This is a genomic window from Enterobacter sp. Ap-1006 (assembly GCF_011752835.1).
Classification (GTDB): Bacteria; Pseudomonadota; Gammaproteobacteria; order Enterobacterales; family Enterobacteriaceae; genus Cedecea.
This window is the reverse complement of sequence record NZ_VWWU01000003.1, coordinates 299,436-316,961: the sequence shown is the minus strand read 5'-3', so window position 1 is coordinate 316,961 and position 17,526 is coordinate 299,436. Positions and strand designations below refer to the sequence as shown.

Annotated in this window: 14 protein-coding genes; 7 read left to right on the top strand and 7 right to left on the bottom strand. The window is 54.3% G+C overall.

Annotated elements, in window-relative coordinates; genetic code table 11:
• The first annotated feature begins 89 nt into the window (after positions 1-89).
• The 6 genes from rlmKL to rmf all read left to right on the top strand — a co-directional run bounded on the left by rlmKL (position 90) and on the right by rmf (position 8,031).
• Positions 90-2,213 (top strand): bifunctional 23S rRNA (guanine(2069)-N(7))-methyltransferase RlmK/23S rRNA (guanine(2445)-N(2))-methyltransferase RlmL, encoded by a 2,124-nt coding sequence (gene rlmKL, locus F3J28_RS09755; protein WP_166875375.1) that lies wholly within the window; start codon positions 90-92, stop codon positions 2,211-2,213.
• A gap of 5 nt (positions 2,214-2,218) precedes the next feature.
• Positions 2,219-4,126, top strand: coding sequence for an ABC transporter ATP-binding protein (locus tag F3J28_RS09750; protein WP_166875372.1), 1,908 nt, complete (start codon positions 2,219-2,221; stop codon positions 4,124-4,126).
• Between the two features lie 16 nt (positions 4,127-4,142).
• Entirely contained in the window at positions 4,143-5,411 is a 1,269-nt protein-coding gene (pqiA, locus tag F3J28_RS09745) for a membrane integrity-associated transporter subunit PqiA (RefSeq protein ID WP_166875369.1), read from the top strand.
• Positions 5,401-7,041, top strand: coding sequence for an intermembrane transport protein PqiB (gene pqiB, locus F3J28_RS09740; protein WP_008461242.1), 1,641 nt, complete (start codon positions 5,401-5,403; stop codon positions 7,039-7,041). The genes pqiA and pqiB overlap by 11 nt, the downstream gene beginning before the upstream one ends.
• Positions 7,038-7,604: a membrane integrity-associated transporter subunit PqiC gene (gene pqiC / locus F3J28_RS09735; RefSeq protein WP_008461243.1), complete on the top strand. Its 567-nt coding sequence runs from the start codon at positions 7,038-7,040 to the stop codon at positions 7,602-7,604. The genes pqiB and pqiC overlap by 4 nt, the downstream gene beginning before the upstream one ends.
• Positions 7,605-7,863: 259 nt before the next feature.
• Positions 7,864-8,031 carry a ribosome modulation factor gene (gene rmf, locus F3J28_RS09730; RefSeq protein ID WP_008461244.1) on the top strand — a complete coding sequence of 56 codons (168 nt, stop codon included), beginning with the start codon at positions 7,864-7,866 and terminating at the stop codon, positions 8,029-8,031.
• A gap of 71 nt (positions 8,032-8,102) precedes the next feature.
• Here the strand turns inward: rmf and F3J28_RS09725 are convergent, their stop codons facing one another.
• The 5 genes from F3J28_RS09725 to F3J28_RS09705 all read right to left on the bottom strand — a co-directional run bounded on the left by F3J28_RS09725 (position 8,103) and on the right by F3J28_RS09705 (position 14,686).
• Positions 8,103-9,173, bottom strand: a complete 1,071-nt coding sequence (locus tag F3J28_RS09725; protein ID WP_166875366.1) for an ABC transporter ATP-binding protein — start codon at positions 9,171-9,173, stop codon at positions 8,103-8,105.
• Entirely contained in the window at positions 9,166-10,935 is a 1,770-nt protein-coding gene (locus tag F3J28_RS09720; RefSeq protein WP_008461246.1) for an ABC transporter permease, read from the bottom strand. The genes F3J28_RS09725 and F3J28_RS09720 overlap by 8 nt, the downstream gene beginning before the upstream one ends.
• An 88-nt stretch (positions 10,936-11,023) precedes the next feature.
• Positions 11,024-12,112, bottom strand: a complete 1,089-nt coding sequence (locus tag F3J28_RS09715; RefSeq protein WP_166875364.1) for an ABC transporter substrate-binding protein — start codon at positions 12,110-12,112, stop codon at positions 11,024-11,026.
• 232 nt (positions 12,113-12,344) lie between these two features.
• Positions 12,345-12,863: a bifunctional 3-hydroxydecanoyl-ACP dehydratase/trans-2-decenoyl-ACP isomerase gene (gene fabA, locus F3J28_RS09710; protein ID WP_008461248.1), complete on the bottom strand. Its 519-nt coding sequence runs from the start codon at positions 12,861-12,863 to the stop codon at positions 12,345-12,347.
• 68 nt (positions 12,864-12,931) lie between these two features.
• Entirely contained in the window at positions 12,932-14,686 is a 1,755-nt protein-coding gene (locus F3J28_RS09705) for an AAA family ATPase (protein ID WP_166875361.1), read from the bottom strand.
• A gap of 176 nt (positions 14,687-14,862) precedes the next feature.
• On the opposite strand from F3J28_RS09705, the gene matP reads away from it, so the two are divergent.
• A complete protein-coding gene (gene matP, locus F3J28_RS09700; RefSeq protein ID WP_008461251.1) occupies positions 14,863-15,315 on the top strand; it encodes a macrodomain Ter protein MatP in 453 nt (150 codons plus the stop codon).
• A 91-nt stretch (positions 15,316-15,406) separates the two neighbouring features.
• On the opposite strand, the gene ompA is transcribed toward matP, so the two are convergent.
• Positions 15,407-16,462, bottom strand: coding sequence for a porin OmpA (gene ompA / locus F3J28_RS09695; RefSeq protein WP_166875358.1), 1,056 nt, complete (start codon positions 16,460-16,462; stop codon positions 15,407-15,409).
• 357 nt (positions 16,463-16,819) lie between these two features.
• Positions 16,820-17,329 (bottom strand): SOS-induced cell division inhibitor SulA, encoded by a 510-nt coding sequence (sulA, locus tag F3J28_RS09690; RefSeq protein ID WP_166875356.1) that lies wholly within the window; start codon positions 17,327-17,329, stop codon positions 16,820-16,822.
• Between the last annotated feature and the right edge of the window lie 197 nt (positions 17,330-17,526).

Below are 17,526 nucleotides of genomic sequence, written 5' to 3'. Positions count from 1 at the left end.
GAAGTAAATATAAGAGGGCAACTTTATGACATGCGTTGCGGATTAGCTATAATGCGCCACAATTTTCTTTTTACCTGATAAGTGACGATATGAATTCTCTGTTTGCCAGTACGGCGCGTGGGCTTGAAGAGCTGTTAAAAACTGAACTAGAAAACCTGGGGGCCCAGGGCTGCCAGGTGGTTCAGGGCGGCGTACATTTCCAGGGGGATACTCGTCTACTCTATCAAAGCCTGATGTGGAGCCGCCTGGCTTCGCGCATTTTGCTGCCGCTCAGTGAATGTAAAGTCTACAGCGATCTTGATCTTTATCTCGGCGTGATGGCGATCGACTGGCCGGCGCTGTTCGGGCCGGGCGCAACCTTTGCCGTGCATTTTAGCGGCCTGAACGAAACCATTCGCAACAGTCAGTACGGGGCGCTGAAGGTAAAGGATGCGATCGTTGACTCCTTTACACGTAAAAACCTGCCGCGTCCGGATGTCGATCGCGAGCAGCCGGATCTGCGCATTAACGTCTGGCTGAATAAAGATACCGCCAGCATCGCCCTGGATCTCAGCGGCGAAGGCCTGCACCAGCGCGGCTACCGTGATGCAACCGGCGCGGCCCCTATTAAAGAGACGCTGGCAGCGGCTATCGTGATGCGCTCCGGCTGGCAGCACGGCACGCCGCTGTTGGATCCGATGTGCGGCTCCGGCACTCTGCTGATTGAAGGGGCGATGATCGCCACCGATCGTGCGCCGGGCCTGCACCGTAAGCATTGGGGCTTCCTGAACTGGGCGAAGCATGATGCCGATGTCTGGAAAGAGGTGGTAACCGAAGCCCAGGTTCGCGCCCGTCGCGGCCTGACTGAATATCAGTCTCGCTTCTATGGCTCTGATAACGACAGTCGCGTGATTGAACGCGCCCGTGCCAACGCCCGCCGTGCGGGTCTGGCTGACGTGATCAGCTTCGACGTTAAGGATGTGGCGAACCTGGTCAATCCGCTGCCGGAAGGCCCGGCGGGGACGGTTATCAGCAACCCGCCATACGGCGAACGTCTGGAAAGCGAGCCGGCGCTGATTGCCCTGCACAGCCTGCTGGGCCGCCACCTGAAAAACCAGTTTGGCGGCTGGCATCTGTCGCTGTTCAGCGCCTCCCCTGAGCTGCTGAGCTGCCTGCAGCTGCGCGCTGACCGCCAGTTTAAAGCCAAAAACGGCCCGCTGGATTGCGTACAGAAAAACTATCAGCTGGCGGCTAATCCTGCCGGCGTTGCCGCAGCCAGCGGCCAGATTGCCGAAGATTACGCCAACCGCCTGCGTAAAAACGTCAAGAAGCTCGACAAGTGGGCGCGTCAGGAAGGCATCGAATGCTATCGCCTGTACGATGGCGATCTGCCTGATTACAACGTGGCGGTTGACCGCTACGGCGACTGGGTTGTGGTGCAGGAGTACGCGCCCCCGAAAACCATCGATCCAAACAAAGCCCGCCAGCGTCTGTTTGACGTCATCGCGGCAACGCTTGCGGTGCTTGAACTGCCGACTAACAAGCTGGTGTTAAAAACTCGCGAACGTCAGAAAGGGAAAAGCCAGTACCAGAAGATGGGCGAAAAGGGTGATTTCATGGAAGTGAGCGAATATGACGCTCGCCTGTGGGTCAACTTGACCGACTATCTGGATACCGGCCTGTTCCTCGACCACCGCATTGCCCGCCGCATGCTGGGGCAGATGAGCAAAGGCAAAGACTTCCTGAACCTGTTTGCTTATACCGGTACTGCAACGGTACACGCGGGGCTGGGTGGGGCGAAAAGCACTACTACGGTAGATATGTCCCGTACCTATCTTGAATGGGCAGAGCGCAACCTGCGCCTGAACGGCTTGACCGGCCGCGCCCATCGGCTGGTGCAGGCGGATTGCCTGGGCTGGCTGCGCGACAGCGACGAACAGTTCGACCTGATCTTCATTGACCCGCCGACGTTCTCTAACTCCAAGCGTATGGAAGACTCTTTCGACGTGCAGCGTGACCACCTTGCGCTGATGAAAGATCTGAAGCGCCTGCTGCGTCGCGGCGGTACCATTATGTTCTCCAACAATAAACGTGGCTTCAAAATGGACTTCGCCGGCCTGGCGGAGCTGGGCCTGGTTGCACAGGAAATTACACAAAAAACGCAGTCGCAGGACTTTGCGCGCAACCGCCAGATCCATAACTGCTGGTTAGTCACTCACGAATCCCGGGATTAATAGTCATGTCATTAATTAGTATGCACGGTGCCTGGCTGTCGTTTAGCGACGCGCCGCTGTTAGATAACACCGAATTACACATCGAAGAAAACGAACGCGTCTGTCTGGTCGGCCGTAACGGCGCGGGCAAATCAACGCTGATGAAGATCCTCAACCGCGAAGTCCCGCTGGACGATGGCCGCATGGTTTATGAGCAGGATCTGATCGTCGCTCGCCTGCAGCAGGACCCGCCGCGTAACGTTGCGGGCACGGTGTATGACTTTGTGGCGGAAGGGGTGGAAGAGCAGGCGGAATACCTGAAGGCCTACCACGATATCTCCCACAAAGTAATGAGCGATCCGAGCGAGAAGAACCTCAACGAGATGGCTCGCATTCAGGAGATCCTCGATCATCAGGGCCTGTGGCAGCTTGATAGCCGTATTAACGAAGTGCTGGAGCAGCTTGGTCTGGAAGCGGATACCGAGCTGTCTGCGCTGTCCGGCGGCTGGCTGCGTAAAGCCGCGCTGGGGCGTGCGCTGGTCAGCTCTCCGCGCGTATTGCTGCTGGACGAACCGACTAACCACCTCGATATCGAAACCATTGACTGGCTGGAAGGCTTCCTGAAAGAGTTCCAGGGCAGCATTATCTTTATCTCCCACGACCGTTCGTTTATCCGCAATATGGCCACCCGCATTGTCGATCTCGATCGCGGCAAGCTGGTGTCTTACCCTGGCGATTACGATCAGTATCTGCTGGCAAAAGAAGAAGCCCTGCGCGTGGAAGAGTTACAGAACGCCGAGTTTGACCGCAAGCTGGCGCAGGAAGAAGTGTGGATCCGCCAGGGCATCAAAGCCCGTCGCACCCGTAACGAAGGGCGCGTTCGTGCCCTGAAAGCGATGCGTCGCGAACGCGGAGAGCGTCGTGAAGTGATGGGCAGCGCGAAGATGCAGGTGGAAGAAGCGAGTCGTTCAGGCAAAATTGTCTTCGAGATGGAAGACGTTAACTATCAGGTTGCCGGTAAAACGCTGGTGCGTGATTTTTCCGCGCAGGTGCTGCGTGGCGATAAAATCGCGCTGGTAGGGCCGAATGGCTGTGGCAAAACCACGCTGCTGAAGCTGATGCTGAGCCAGCTTCAGGCCGACAGTGGCCGCGTACACTGCGGTACCAAGCTGGAAGTGGCCTACTTCGATCAGCACCGTGCCGAGCTGGATCCTGACCGTACCGTGATGGATAACCTGGCGGAAGGTAAGCAGGAAGTGATGGTGAACGGCAAGCCGCGCCATGTGCTGGGTTACCTGCAGGACTTCCTGTTCCATCCTAAACGCGCGATGACGCCGGTGCGTGCGCTTTCCGGTGGGGAACGCAACCGTCTGCTGCTGGCGCGTTTGTTCTTAAAACCTAGCAACCTGCTGATCCTCGATGAACCAACCAACGATCTGGACGTCGAAACCCTGGAGCTGCTGGAAGAGCTGATTGATGGTTACCAGGGCACCGTGATGCTGGTCAGCCACGATCGTCAGTTTGTCGACAATACCGTGACCGAGTGCTGGATCTTCGAAGGCCAGGGCAAAATTGGTCGCTATGTCGGAGGTTACCATGATGCCAAAGGCCAGCAGGGTTCTGCTCAGCCGCTGCGTCAGGCTGCTGCGGCTAAATCCGAGAAGGTCGAATCGCAAAAAGCAGAACCTGTTAAACGTGCCAATAGCAAACTAAGCTATAACCTGCAGCGCGAATTAGAGCAGTTGCCTCAACGGCTTGAGCAGCTTGAAGCCGATTTAGGCACGCTGCAGGCGAAGATCGCTGATGCTGATTTCTTCAACCAGCCGCACGATGTGACCCAAAAAGTCCTGGCGGAAATGGCCGCGGCTGAACAGGCTCTGGAAGAAGCATTTGAACGCTGGGAGTACCTGGAAGCGCTGAAAAACGGCTCGTAATCTAAGGAGAGTTACGATGTGTGCCACGCACCACCATCGCTCGCATATTTTGTGTCGACAATGTGATTTGCTGGTGGCGCTGCCCGCCCTGCAGGATGGCCACAAAGCCTCCTGCCCGCGCTGTGGCACTCCGTTAGTCACGCAGTGGTTTTTGCCGCGTCAGCGGCCAACGGCTTACGCTTTGGCGGGGCTGTTTATGCTGCTGCTGGCTAACCTGTTTCCTTTCATCAATATGAAGGTGGCCGGGATCAGCAGCGAAGTCACGCTGATGCAAATTCCCGGCGTGATGTTTTCCGAGGATTACGCCAGCCTCGGCACCTTCTTTCTGCTTTTTGTTCAGGCGGTGCCGGCTTTTTGCCTGATAACCATCCTGCTGTTGGTCAACCAGGCAAAATTACCTTTTGGGCTTAAACGCTGGCTGGCGCGAGTGCTGTTCCAGTTGAAAAGCTGGGGCATGGCGGAAATCTTCCTCGCCGGGGTATTGGTTAGCTTCGTGAAGCTGATGGCCTATGGGGACATTGGCGTGGGCAGCAGCTTTATTCCCTGGTGCCTGTTCTGCATTTTGCAGCTTCGAGCCTTCCAGTGCGTGGACCGGCGCTGGCTTTGGGATGATATTGCGCCCATGCCGCCAGTGCACCATCCGTTAAAAGTTGGCGTGTCGGGGATTAAGCAGGGGCTGCGCTCCTGTTCCTGCTGCACGGCTATCGTTGAGGCGGATACGTTGGTCTGCCCACGCTGCGGGACACACGGCCACGTTCGCCGCAGGCACAGCCTGCAGTGGACGCTGGCGCTGCTGATCACCTCCATTATGCTTTATCTGCCGGCAAACATTTTGCCGATCATGGTCACCGAAATGCTGGGCAGCAAATATCCTTCCACCATTTTGGCCGGGGTGATCCTGCTCTGGAGTGAGGGATCTTATCCGGTGGCAATGGTGATTTTTATCGCCAGTATTATGGTGCCTACGCTAAAAATGATCGCTATAGCCTGGCTGTGCTGGGATGCAAAAGGGCACGGCAAACGTGACAGCGAGCGGATGCACCTGATTTATGAAGTTGTTGAGTTTGTCGGCCGCTGGTCGATGATCGACGTGTTTGTGATTGCCGTTCTCTCCGCGCTGGTGCGCATGGGCGGGCTGATGAATATCTACCCGGCTATGGGGGCGTTAATGTTTGCCTGTGTAGTGATTTTGACGATGTTTGCTGCGATGACCTTTGACCCTCGCTTGTCCTGGGATCGCGCTGACGATGTAACTGATGAGGAGTCTTCCGAACATGGAAAATAAGCACGGCGAGGCGAAAGTGCAGAAGGTAAAAAACTGGTCGCCGGTTTGGATCTTTCCCATCGTAACGGCGCTGATTGGCGCCTGGATCCTGTTTTATCACTACAGTCATCAGGGGCCGGAAGTGACCCTGATCACCGCCAACGCAGAAGGGATTGAGGGCGGTAAAACCACCATCAAAAGCCGCAGCGTAGACGTTGGGGTAGTGGAGAGTGCACAGCTAACGGACGATCTACACCATGTAGAAATTAAGGCGCGGCTAAATTCCGGGATGGAGAAGCTGCTGCACAAAGATTCCGTGTTCTGGGTGGTAAAACCGCAGGTGGGGCGCGAAGGGATCTCCGGGCTCGGCACGCTGCTGTCCGGCGCCTATATTGAGCTGCAGCCGGGGACCAAAGGCGAGCAGCCCGAGAATTATGCTCTGCTGGATGCGCCGCCGCTGGCGCCACCTGATGCCAAAGGCATTCGCATTACGCTCGACAGTAAAAAAGCGGGCCAGCTTACCCCGGGGGATCCGGTGCTGTTCCGCGGCTACCGCGTAGGCTCGGTGGAAACCAGCACCTTTGATACCAATAAGCGAGCGATTAGCTACCAGCTGTTTATTGCGGCGCCAAACGACAGGCTGATTACCAGCAACGTCCGTTTCTGGAAAGACAGCGGCATCGCCGTGGATATGTCCGCCCAGGGGATGCGCGTGGAGATGGGGTCGTTAACCACGCTGTTTAGTGGGGGCGTCAGCTTCGACGTGCCTGAAGGCTGGGAGTGGGGCAAGCCGGTTGAAACGGGCGCTGACTTCCAGCTGTTTGACGATCAGAAAAGTATTCAGGATTCGCTGTATACCAACCATATCGATTACCTGATGTTCTTCAAAGATTCTGTTCGTGGCCTGCAGCCAGGTGCGCCGGTGGAATTCCGCGGCATTCGCCTGGGGACGGTGGCACAGGTTCCGTTCTTCAACGAAAAAATGCGCCAAAGCCTGAATGACGATTTCCGCATTCCGGTGCTGATCCGCATTGAGCCAGAACGCTTGAAAAATATGCTTGAAGATGGCGCGGATATCTCGACCAATCTGCAGGTATTGATCAAGCGCGGACTGCGTGCCTCGATGAAAACCGGGAGCCTGGTGACCGGAGCGTTGTTTATCGATCTTGATTTCTATCCGAAAGAGAAAGCGCTGGGCGATCTGCCTCAAATCGCGGGCTACCCGCTTATTCCAACGGTGAGCGGTGGCCTGGCGCAAATTCAGCAAAAACTGCTGGAGACGCTGGATAAAATCAACAACCTGCCGATTAACCCGATGCTGGAACAGGCCACGAATACGCTGGCTGAAAGCCAGAAAACGATGCGCCACCTGCAGCAGACGCTGGACAATCTGAACAAGATTACTTCCAGTCAGTCGATGCAGCAGTTACCGGAAGATATGCAGAAAACGCTTCGCGAGCTGAACCGCAGTATGCAGGGCTTCCAGCCGGGCTCGGCGGCCTATAACAAGATGGTGGCGGATATGCAGCGTCTTGATCAGGTGCTGCGCGAGCTGCAGCCGGTATTGCGTACGCTGAACGACAAGAGCAACTCGCTGATATTTGAAGCGAAGGATAAAAAGGATCCGCAGCCGAAGAGGGCACAACCATGAAAAAGTGGCTCACGCTAGCCGCCGTCTTAGCGCTTTCCGCCTGTAGCGGGAGCGACAATGGCAAAACGTACTATCAGCTGCCGCAAACTTCACAGCCTGCTATGCAGGCCGTGAGCCAGCCTGGAAGCCACTTGCTGTGGGTCGATCAGGTCACCGTGCCTGATTTCCTCGCCGGCACTGGGGTGGTTTACCAGACAACTGATGTGCAGTATGTCATCGCCACCAGTAATCTTTGGGCCAGCCCGCTTGACCAGCAGTTGCGCAACGCGCTGGTCAGTAATCTCAGCAGCGCATTGCCAGGCTGGGTGGTTGCCTCTCAGCCGCTAGGCCACGATCAGGATGCGTTGAGCGTCAATGTAACCGGTTTTCACGGCCGCTATGATGGCAAGGTCATTGTCAGCGGAGAGTGGCTCCTGAAGCGTCAGGGCGAAATTATTAAGCGCCCGTTCCATATCGAACTGAAGCAACAGGATGACGGCTACGATGCCATGGTGAAAACCCTGGCTCAGGGCTGGCAGCAGGAAGCGAAGAGTATTGCTTCGGCGCTCACACGCCTTAATTGATAGGTAAAATGATTGGTACAAAAAAGCTGCGATTTTCACCTTCGGGTGGTCGCAGCTTTTCTTTTTTGCTGAACCGGTTAGCGACAGGCGCGTCTCAGTTTTTGTCGAAAAGATAACCAGAATATCGCGGAAATATGACATTGGCGTGAATTTTGCGCATTGACGCTCACTGAATTTCGCGTTATTGCTTATCCGTGGTTGCACATTTTGTAATCACTGTTTTCTTTTCCACCAGACAATGTAATGAGGGAAACGAGGCATGAAGAGACAAAAACGAGATCGCCTGGAACGGGCACATCAACGTGGTTATCAGGCAGGTATCGCCGGACGCTCAAAAGAGATTTGTCCGTATCAGACTCTGAATCAGAGGTCCTACTGGATGGGAGGCTGGCGAGAAGCCATGGAAGACAGGGCGGTTACTGCGTAATCACTGTCTCTTTAGAAAAAGAAACCTCCGCATCGCGGAGGTTTCGCCTTTTTGGACCGGTGTAACATCGATCAGGGTTTAGGGAAAATCCAGACGTGCTGCTCTGGCAACTGGAGGTGATGCGGCTGAGCATCGCGCATATCATTGCCGTAGGCGCGAATCACGAAATCATCTCCAGAGGTTCGGAAGAGATATTCCCAGCGATCGCCGAGGTACATGCTGGTTAACAGCGGTAGCGTCATTCCGTTTTCCCCCGGCAGATCGGCAATCCGTACGCGCTCCACGCGAATCACCGCCGTCCCTTCCTGCCCGGCCACGACGCCAGCCCCAGCTTTGCCCCAGAGCGCCCAGCCGCTGCCCTCAATGCGTGCTTTACCGTCGCGAACCTCAGTCACTTTACCGTTCAGGCGGTTATTGCTGCCCATAAACTCGGCGGTGAACAGCGTTTTCGGTGAGCCATACATCTCTTGCGGGGTGCCCTGTTGCTCAATTTTGCCGTTATTCAGCAGCAGAATACGGTCAGAAATGGCCATCGCTTCGTTCTGATCGTGGGTGACCATTAACGCCGACAGCCCTAGCTTGATAATCAGTTCTCTCAGGAAGACGCGGGCTTCTTCGCGCAGCTTCGCATCCAGGTTGGAAAGCGGTTCATCAAGCAGAATCACAGGCGGGTTATAAACCAGCGCCCGGCCAATCGCGACGCGCTGCTGCTGCCCACCGGATAGCTGATAAGGGTGGCGCTGGCCGAGGTGCCCAAGCCCCAACTGATCCAAAACGGCTTGTACGCGCTGGTTGATTTCCGCCGTCGCCACTTTACGCAGCTTGAGCGGGTAAGCGACGTTTTCAAAGACGGTTTTATGCGGCCACAGGGCATAAGACTGGAAGACCAGGCCAAGATTACGTTCTTCGGCCGGGATCTCTTTGCGGGATGCGCCGTCGTAAACGTTGCTTTTGCCGATAACAATTGTGCCCTGGGTGGGTTTTTCCAGTCCGGCGACGGCGCGCAGCAGCGTCGTTTTGCCGCTGCCGGAAGGGCCAAGCAAAGACACGACTTCGCCGCGCTTCAGCTCCATGGAAACGCCTTTCAGCACGGGGTTGTCGCCGTAGGTTAAGTGCAGGTTCTCGACCGATAACTCAATCATGTAATTTCACTCCAAAACGAAGGGCAATGCCGAGCCCTAACACCACGAACAGAATATTAATAAAGGAAAGTGCGGCGACAATATCGATGGCGCCCGCGGCCCACAGCGAAACCAGCATGGAACCGATGGTTTCCGTACCAGGGGAAAGCAGGTAGACGCCGGTAGAATATTCACGCTCAAAGATCAGGAACATCAGCAGCCAGGAGCCAATGAGGCCGTAACGCGACAGCGGGATGGTGACGTGGCGGGTAATTTGCCCACGGCTTGCCCCGGTGCTGCGGGCGGCCTCTTCCAGCTCCGGCCCAACCTGCAGCAGGGTAGACGAGATAAGGCGCAGGCCATAGGCCATCCACACGACGGTATAGGCCAGCCAGACGCTGAATATTGTGCTGCGCAGCGAGCGTAGCCAGACGATAAGGTTATCCCGCAGCCACTGGGACCACGGCATACCGGAAAGCCAGCCGGACTTCAGCGCGTTATCCAGCCACATCGGCAGGAATAAAAACACCCACAGGAAGGCCAGACCGGCCAGCAGGCCAGGCACGGCACGAGGTACCAGCACGCTGTAGTCCAGGAAGCGGGTCACGTTGTCTGGTTTTCTGTGCATGGCGATGCCGATAAACAGGTAGCAAACCACCGCCAGCGCGCCGCCGATGACCCCTATCGCCATTGAGTTGACGATGGCCCGCAGCAGGTTGGGCTGTTCCCAGATAGTGCGGAAGGTATTGAGCGACAGTTCATCCCACAGTGAAACGCCCACGCCCCAGTTGGAGATAAAGGAGCGCAGGATAACGCCAATCAGCGGCACCCCGATGGTGACGGTCAGCCAGAACGCCACGACTGCGCCTGCGACCCAGCGCCATTTACCCAGCGGCAAGGCTCGCGCCTGAGAGGCTTTGCCTTTGACGGTGACAAAGCGGTTTGCCGTGCGCATCAGTCGGCGCTGCAGCATGACCAGCGGGATAGTGATACAAATCAGCACGACAGCGACGGCAGCCATCAGATGATAGGACGGCGTCCCGAGCTTATTGGTGAGCTTGTAGAGATACGTTGCCAGCACCATGTTGCCTTCCGGATCGCCCAGCACGAGCATCAGACCGAAAACTTCCAGCCCGAGAAAGAACAGCAGCACGGTGGCATATAGCATTGCCGGACGCACCATCGGCAGGCTGACGGCTGTCATCACCTGAAGCGGCGTTGCACCTGCGGTGCGAGCCGCTTCCTCTACGTCGGAACCTACGCTGCGCAGGGCCGAGGAGATGTAGAGATAGGCGTGGGGCACATGCGTCAGGCCTGCGATCACCACGATGCTCGACATGTCGTAGATATTCCACGGCACGAAACCAAGCAACGACTGCGCCCACAGGGAGAAGAAGCCAACCGGGCCTGCGGCCACCACATAGCCAAATCCCAAGACCATCGGTGACACAAAAATAGGCACCAGAATCAGCGGCTCAATGATGCGTCTGCCCGGCAGGTCAGTACGCACCATCAGGAAAGCCAGAATGCCGCCCAGCGGGATGGCAATCACCACCAGGCCAAAGGCCAGAATAAAGCCGCTCTTCAGCGCCAGGTAAAAATCGGAGTCGGTGAAGATAAATTCAAAAGATTCGAGGCTCCACTCCTTCGATGGGGAGAAGAAGGGGGCCGAGAGAAAACTCTGTATAACGATAAACGACAGCGGAATATAGATAACCAGCGCAGTTATCAGCACCACAATGCCGCGCGGCAGGCTTTGCCACTTTCTGCGTAATGCATCCATGTAACGATCCCTCAGGTCAGTTAGCCTGAATAGCCTAATGTGTTCGGGTTAAGCGAGGCGCAGCCGGACGGCACGCCTCATCAAAGGATTATTTCGCGGCGGCTTCGCGCCACTGCTTGATGTAGTCCAGGCGTTTTTTCTGCTGCAGGTATTCCAGCAGGGTTTCATCCACCGGAATCGGCTTCAGGGCGTTGCCGAGTTTTTTGGTCATGCCGTCAATGTCGTTGTCACCGTCGATATCATTGCGGATGGAAGGAATATCCGCCTGATTAGCGAGGATGTTTTGCCCTTTTTCAGACAGCACGTAGTCAATCCACAGCTTCGCCGCGTTGCTGTTTTTCGCTTCATTGCTGATAAAGGAGACGCGTGACAGCACCAGGGTGTAGTCCTTCGGATAAGCGATACCGAGGGAGGTGTCCGTTTTGGCACGGGCTTCGGCGTAAGAGCCCAGAATGTTGAAGCCAATCAGGTTTTCACCCGAGGAGACTCGCTCCATCATGGTGCCGGTTGAGGACTGAACCGAAAGGCCGCCTTTGGCTACATCGGCGAGCGTTTGGAAGTAATTTGGATCGGCCTTGTGATCCTGTACCGAAAGCATAAAACCGAGACCGGATTTTTCAATATCGTAAGTGGTGACTTTTTTGCTGAATTTTTCGGGCTGGCTGGCGATAAGTTTGGCCAACGCTGCATGGCTGTCAGGCACTTCATTGGCTGGGATCAGGCGTTTGTTGTAGATAAAAATGACCGGCTCATAGGTGGTACCGTAGGCCTTGTCTTTCCAGACTGCCCACTTCGGCAACTGGCCTTGCTCCGGGGATTTGTATTCCTGGGCATAGTCGGTGGCGAGCTTTAATGCCGTGTCCATGGAAGAACTCCAGACCACGTCACCGCTGGTACCGCCGGCGGCCTGCTCGCTGATATAACGGTTGTACAGCTCGGTGCTGTTCATGTCGTTATATTCTACTTTGATGCCCGGATATGCGGCCTCAAAGCCCTGAATAAGCGGGGCCGCGGTTTTGGTGTCGGTGGTGGAGTAGAGCACCACTTTGCCTTCTTTGGTCGCGGCATCGATGATTTTTTGATAATCCGCCGGATAGCCCTGAGGCACAGCAGAAAATGCGGAGGTAGAGAGCAGCACGGCAGAAGCAAGGCAAGATATACGTAACTTATTCGACATTATTGTTAACCTCTAGTTACATTTGAGAAACTAAAAATCAACATAACGCATAACGTTTTCCAGGCAAGAGGGGGCGTTTTTTATCTTCACGATTTGTGATTTCGAACGTTGTTTAAGCAATTAACGCCATAAAAACCACGGCAAGAAAGCGTCATTCAGGCGGGCGATAGAAACAAAAAAGCACCCACTGCGAACAATGGATGCTTTCGAGGTAAAGCCAGATGAAACGGTATTAGAAAGCAGACGTGTCTTTGAAAAGACCCACTTTCAGGTCGGTTGCGGTGTAGATCACACGGCCATCAACCAGTACTTCACCGTCAGCCAGGCCCATGATCAGGCGGCGATTCACAACGCGTTTGAAGTGAATGCGGTAGGTAACTTTCTTCGCGGTAGGGAGAACCTGACCGGTAAATTTCACTTCGCCCACGCCCAGCGCGCGGCCTTTGCCTTCGCCACCGAGCCAGCCGAGGTAGAAACCAACCAGCTGCCACATGGCATCAAGCCCCAGACAGCCAGGCATCACCGGGTCACCAATAAAGTGGCAACCAAAGAACCACAGGTCAGGGTTAATATCCAGCTCGGCTTCCACGTAACCTTTATCAAAGTTACCGCCGTCCTCGGTCATCTTGACTACGCGGTCCATCATCAGCATGGAAGGTGCAGGCAGCTGCGGGCCTTCAGCCCCAAACAGTTCGCCACGCCCTGAGGCAAGAAGATCTTCTTTCGTATAGGATTCGCGTTTATCTACCATGTCTACAGTAAGCCTTTTTATAATGAAGCACGCAGGTTAGCTAACACGTGTACGCTCAACAAGTCCGATCAGTTGTGGTTGAACCAGTTGAGCCAGCGTAGCGGCCACGGAAAGCGCTGGCGAACATCCGGCGCCGAGGCCTGAGCAATACGCTCCTGCACCGCACGCATCAGGGTGTTTTGCCCTTCGCCATCCCACGGGAGATTGGTCAATAACGGCAGGGCATCAGCCACGTCGTCAATTGCCCAAATCGAGAATTTATTTTGCTCGACGGCCTCCAGTACATCTTTATGCAGCGACAGGTGACGTACGTTCGCCAGAGGAATAATAACACCCTGGGCACCGCTAAACTCACGCTGCTGACAAATGCGGAAGAAACCTTCCACTTTTTCATTCAGCCCGCCAACGGGCTGTACACGGCCGAACTGATCCACAGAGCCGGTGATCGCAATGTGCTGATAAATAGGGACGTTAGCCAGGGCACTTATCAGGGCGCAAAGCTCAGCCATGGAGGCGCTGTCGCCGTCAACTTCACTGTAGGATTGCTCGAAGGTAAGGGACGCCGAAAACGGGATTTGCTGGTCAAGCTGCAGCTCTGACATCAGAAATGCCTGCATGATCATCATCCCTTTGGCGTGAATGTTACCGCCGAGTTCTGCCTTGCGCTCTACGTCCGTAAACTCCCCATCACCGACGTGAACCACGCAACTGATACGGGAAGGTTCACCAAACGCCCGTGGATGACCCGGGAATTCAATGACCGACAGCGCGTTAATCTGGCCGATCATTTCGCCTTCGGTTTCAATCAGGATTTGCTCCATCAGGATTTCATCCTGCATGCGCTCGGCCAGGAAACCTTCGCGCCATTCACGCTGTTCAAGCATTTGTTGGAGCTGTTCGGCGCTAAAGCTTTCTGCTTCGGTAAACGGCGCGACTTCACGCAGCTGGCGTGAAATCCAGGAAGGGCAGAGTGGCAGCATTTCCTGATCGCCCGTGTAGCGGACGGCCTCACGAATCAGCGGTTGCCAGGCATCGGCTGCAGGTGCTGGCAATGACTTCTCAGCGGCGATGGCATAGATCCACTGACACCAAAGCGCCATTTCATCGGCAGAAGCAATTTGCAGGTTGTCTTCAAATTCACTGTAGATAGCGGCTGCAGCCAGATCCATTTCCATTTCCTGGAAATCGGCCAGCGAGTCACGCTCGCCAACCAGGACCAGTTTGAAATCCAACGCTAATGACGGAATTTTTACCGGCAGCGGACGAGTTTCGTCAGGTGAAATCCAGTCGAAACGCCCCTGGGTCATGATTTGTTTCAGGCGTAGCCACAGCAGCGGCTGGGCAAGGACGCTACGCATCGACAGCACCAGGACGCCGCCGTTCACGCGATGGATCAGGCCGGGCTCCAGCGACACCTCGCCCGCAAACTGCCGCACGCAGCCGAACAGTTGCTCCGGTTCAACCCAGTCAGCGGCAATAACTTCTCCGCTGGACGCAAAGTTATCGTCAGCGTTTCCGGCCGGGTGCAGGGTGACCCGATTACCTTCAATGAGATAATGTCCGCCGATGATTTCTTCGGCTTCATCATGGGATGCTTCAACGGCCGCGGCGATTAGATCCAGATACTCTTGTTCTTCCGGGGCTTTTATCAGCATTAGATCGACGGAAGAAACGGAAAGGTTGAGTTGCTCAATCCCGTAAACTAAACGAGGTTGAACCGCAGAAAGAGGGGCCGAGTCGGTATCATAAGGCTGTGCAAAAATTTCCTGATAGCTTTCGGTATCAGGCACCAGGGCACGCCAGTCAAGTCGATTAGTCGTCAAAGTCGCTATATTTTTTAATGAGATGTCAAAGGCGCGATTATACAAGAATCGCTCGGGTAGCACACGGATAAAGCAGTAACACAGTTTTATCCCTCTCACAGCTTTGATTTTCAGTTCAGCGAATGGCGGAAAAACTGTTATTCTGAACTAAGTTACACGGTCACACTGAGATCACAATGAAATATCAACAGTTGGAAAATCTCGAGAGCGGCTGGAAGTGGAAGTATCTGGTTAAGAAGCATCGCGAAGGGGAATTAATCACGCGATACATTGAGGCCAGTGCAGCCCAAGAGGCGGTAGAGCAGCTCCTGACGCTGGAGAATGTGCCGGTTCTGGTTCAGAGCTGGATTGATCAGCATATGAACCCGGCGCTGCATAACCGCATGAAGCAAACGATTCGTGCACGGCGTAAAAGGCATTTTAACGCTGAGCATCAGCATACCCGCAAGAAATCCATCGATCTGGAATATCTTGTCTGGCAACGTCTGGCCGGGCTTGCACAGCGTCGCGGCAATACGCTTTCGGAAACGGTTGTTCAACTGATTGAAGATGCGGAGCGCAAAGAGAAGGTGGAAAGCAAGATGTCGACGCTTAAGCAGGATCTGCAGGCTATGCTCGGTAAAAAATAAAGCACTGAAAGCGTGCACGACCTCGCCATCGCGAAGTCTCAGACAATAAAAAACCCCGCCATGGCGGGGTTTTTGTTCAAGGAAGGGTAACTTATGCCGCAGGCTGAGTTACAACTTCTTTGATACCTTTAACTTCGATCTCAACGCGACGATCTGGAGCCAGGCAGTCGATCAGTTTAGCTTTAGGCGCTACTTTGTCACAGGTGTTGCCGGTAACTGGGTTAGCTTTGCCCATGCCACGTGGAGAGATTTTGTTCGCTGGGATACCTTTAGAGATCAGGTAATCAACAACGCTCTGTGCACGTTTTTCAGACAGTTTCAGGTTGTACTGCTCGGAACCGATACGGTCGGTGTAGCCCAGAACAACAACGGAACCATCTTTAGGATCCAGGTTGCTCAGCTGGGTGTACAGCTGATCCAGTGCCTGCTGACCTTCTGGTTTCAGAGTTGCTTTGTTGAAGTTGAACAGAACGTCAGACTTCAGAGTGAAGTGTTTGGTCTGTACTTCTGGAGCTGGAGCTGGAGCTGGAGCTACAACTGGTGCAGCTTCTTCCTGCTGGCCAAAGCGGTAGGAAACACCTACGCTCAGCATGCCGTTGTCAGGACGAACGCCAACGGTCTGTGCATCACCGATGTTGTTAACCCACTGGTATTCCAGACGGGTAGCGATGTCACGGGTAACTGCCCACTCAACACCACCAGCGAATACTGGGGAAACACCGGTGTCGTGGTTTTTACCAGCGATGGTGTTTGTAGAGTCTGCACGCCATACCATGCCGCCCAGACGGGTGTAGATGTCCAGGTCGTCAGTGATTGGGTAACCCAGTTTGGTGGTCAGCTGTACGCCCTGAGCTTTGAAGGCACCGCTAACTTCGCTGCCTTTGTAAGGCATACGGCCAAGCCAGTCGTAACCCATTTCAAAACCAACGTACGGGTTAACCTGATAACCACCGAAGGCACCAGCGCCCAGCTGGCTTTCGTGGGTGTTACCGTTGTTTTGCAGGTCCTTGTTATACCAGCCGGTATCGTGGAACTGAGACCAGCCCAGTTTACCACCTGCATACCAGGTGTTATCTTTCGGTGCGGCCTGCGCTACGGTAGCGAAGCCAGCCAGTGCCACTGCAATCGCGATAGCTGTCTTTTTCATTTTTTGCGCCTCATTATCATCCAAAAGGCCATGAGCTCTAAACCAATTTAAAGCCCAGGGTTAAATCCTTCGCCCGGGTTTACGCTCAATTGTTACTCTACCGATATATCGGTGTTATGAAGAGCAACCCTGGCGAGGTAAAGTCTACAACGTAGTTGGAAAGTTACAAGTGTGAAGTCCGTCAGGCATATGAAAAAAAACGACTTGCATACATATTTTTTTACAGAATGGACTGTTTTTTGAGCGGCACGCCTATCCAATAAACCCCGTCAAACCGCCATATGACGGGACTTTTTGAATCATGACAGCGGATTATATGGCATACGTAAAAAATTCCAGGATTTCTCCTAAATTTACTTAATGATACAAACTAGAATGAATTTTTAGGCCATTTCGTGGTCTTGAACCGGATGTCCCTGTGCTGGTTGGACGCATAATAAAGCCCATCGCATTGCCAGCTTCGGCTGCTATTGTCAGCCGTAAATGTTCTTCATCTGTTAATTCTTCCGTTAGCCAGCCGATGACTACGCTGTAATTTCCCGTCTGCAAAGCTTTCACCATTGCATCAACGGTGCAGAGAGGATCTAACTGATTTGCCTGCATCACTTTTGCCAGCGGCAGCCCAGCCGCCTGCAGCCATGTACGGCTGAGTTTTTGCTGCGGCGTTAGCCATAGTTGCCAGCGGGATTGTTGTCCCAACTGCTGTAATAAAGGTAGCAGAATAAACTGCGTAACACATGGGCTCTCTTCGCTGTAGACCACTTCACTGATTAACCCCTGTACGCTGTTATCAGAGAGAGACTGCGCCGGGGTGTGCGCAGTAACTGCAACATGACGAAAGTGAGTTTGAACGTTATGTGAGTGCATAGTGAGTCCCGCCTAATGGGTTACTGTATGCATATACAGTAATGTCTGTACGAACAAAGATCAACCGGAATTTCGGAAAGTGTCTCGCATTTTCCGTACGCAAAAGCGACACCGATGAAATTGTCGTTGCCATTAGCTTTAACCTTACTTATTTTCAGGGATTAAGAGGATAAGTAACTAAAGCAGCTATTTACCAG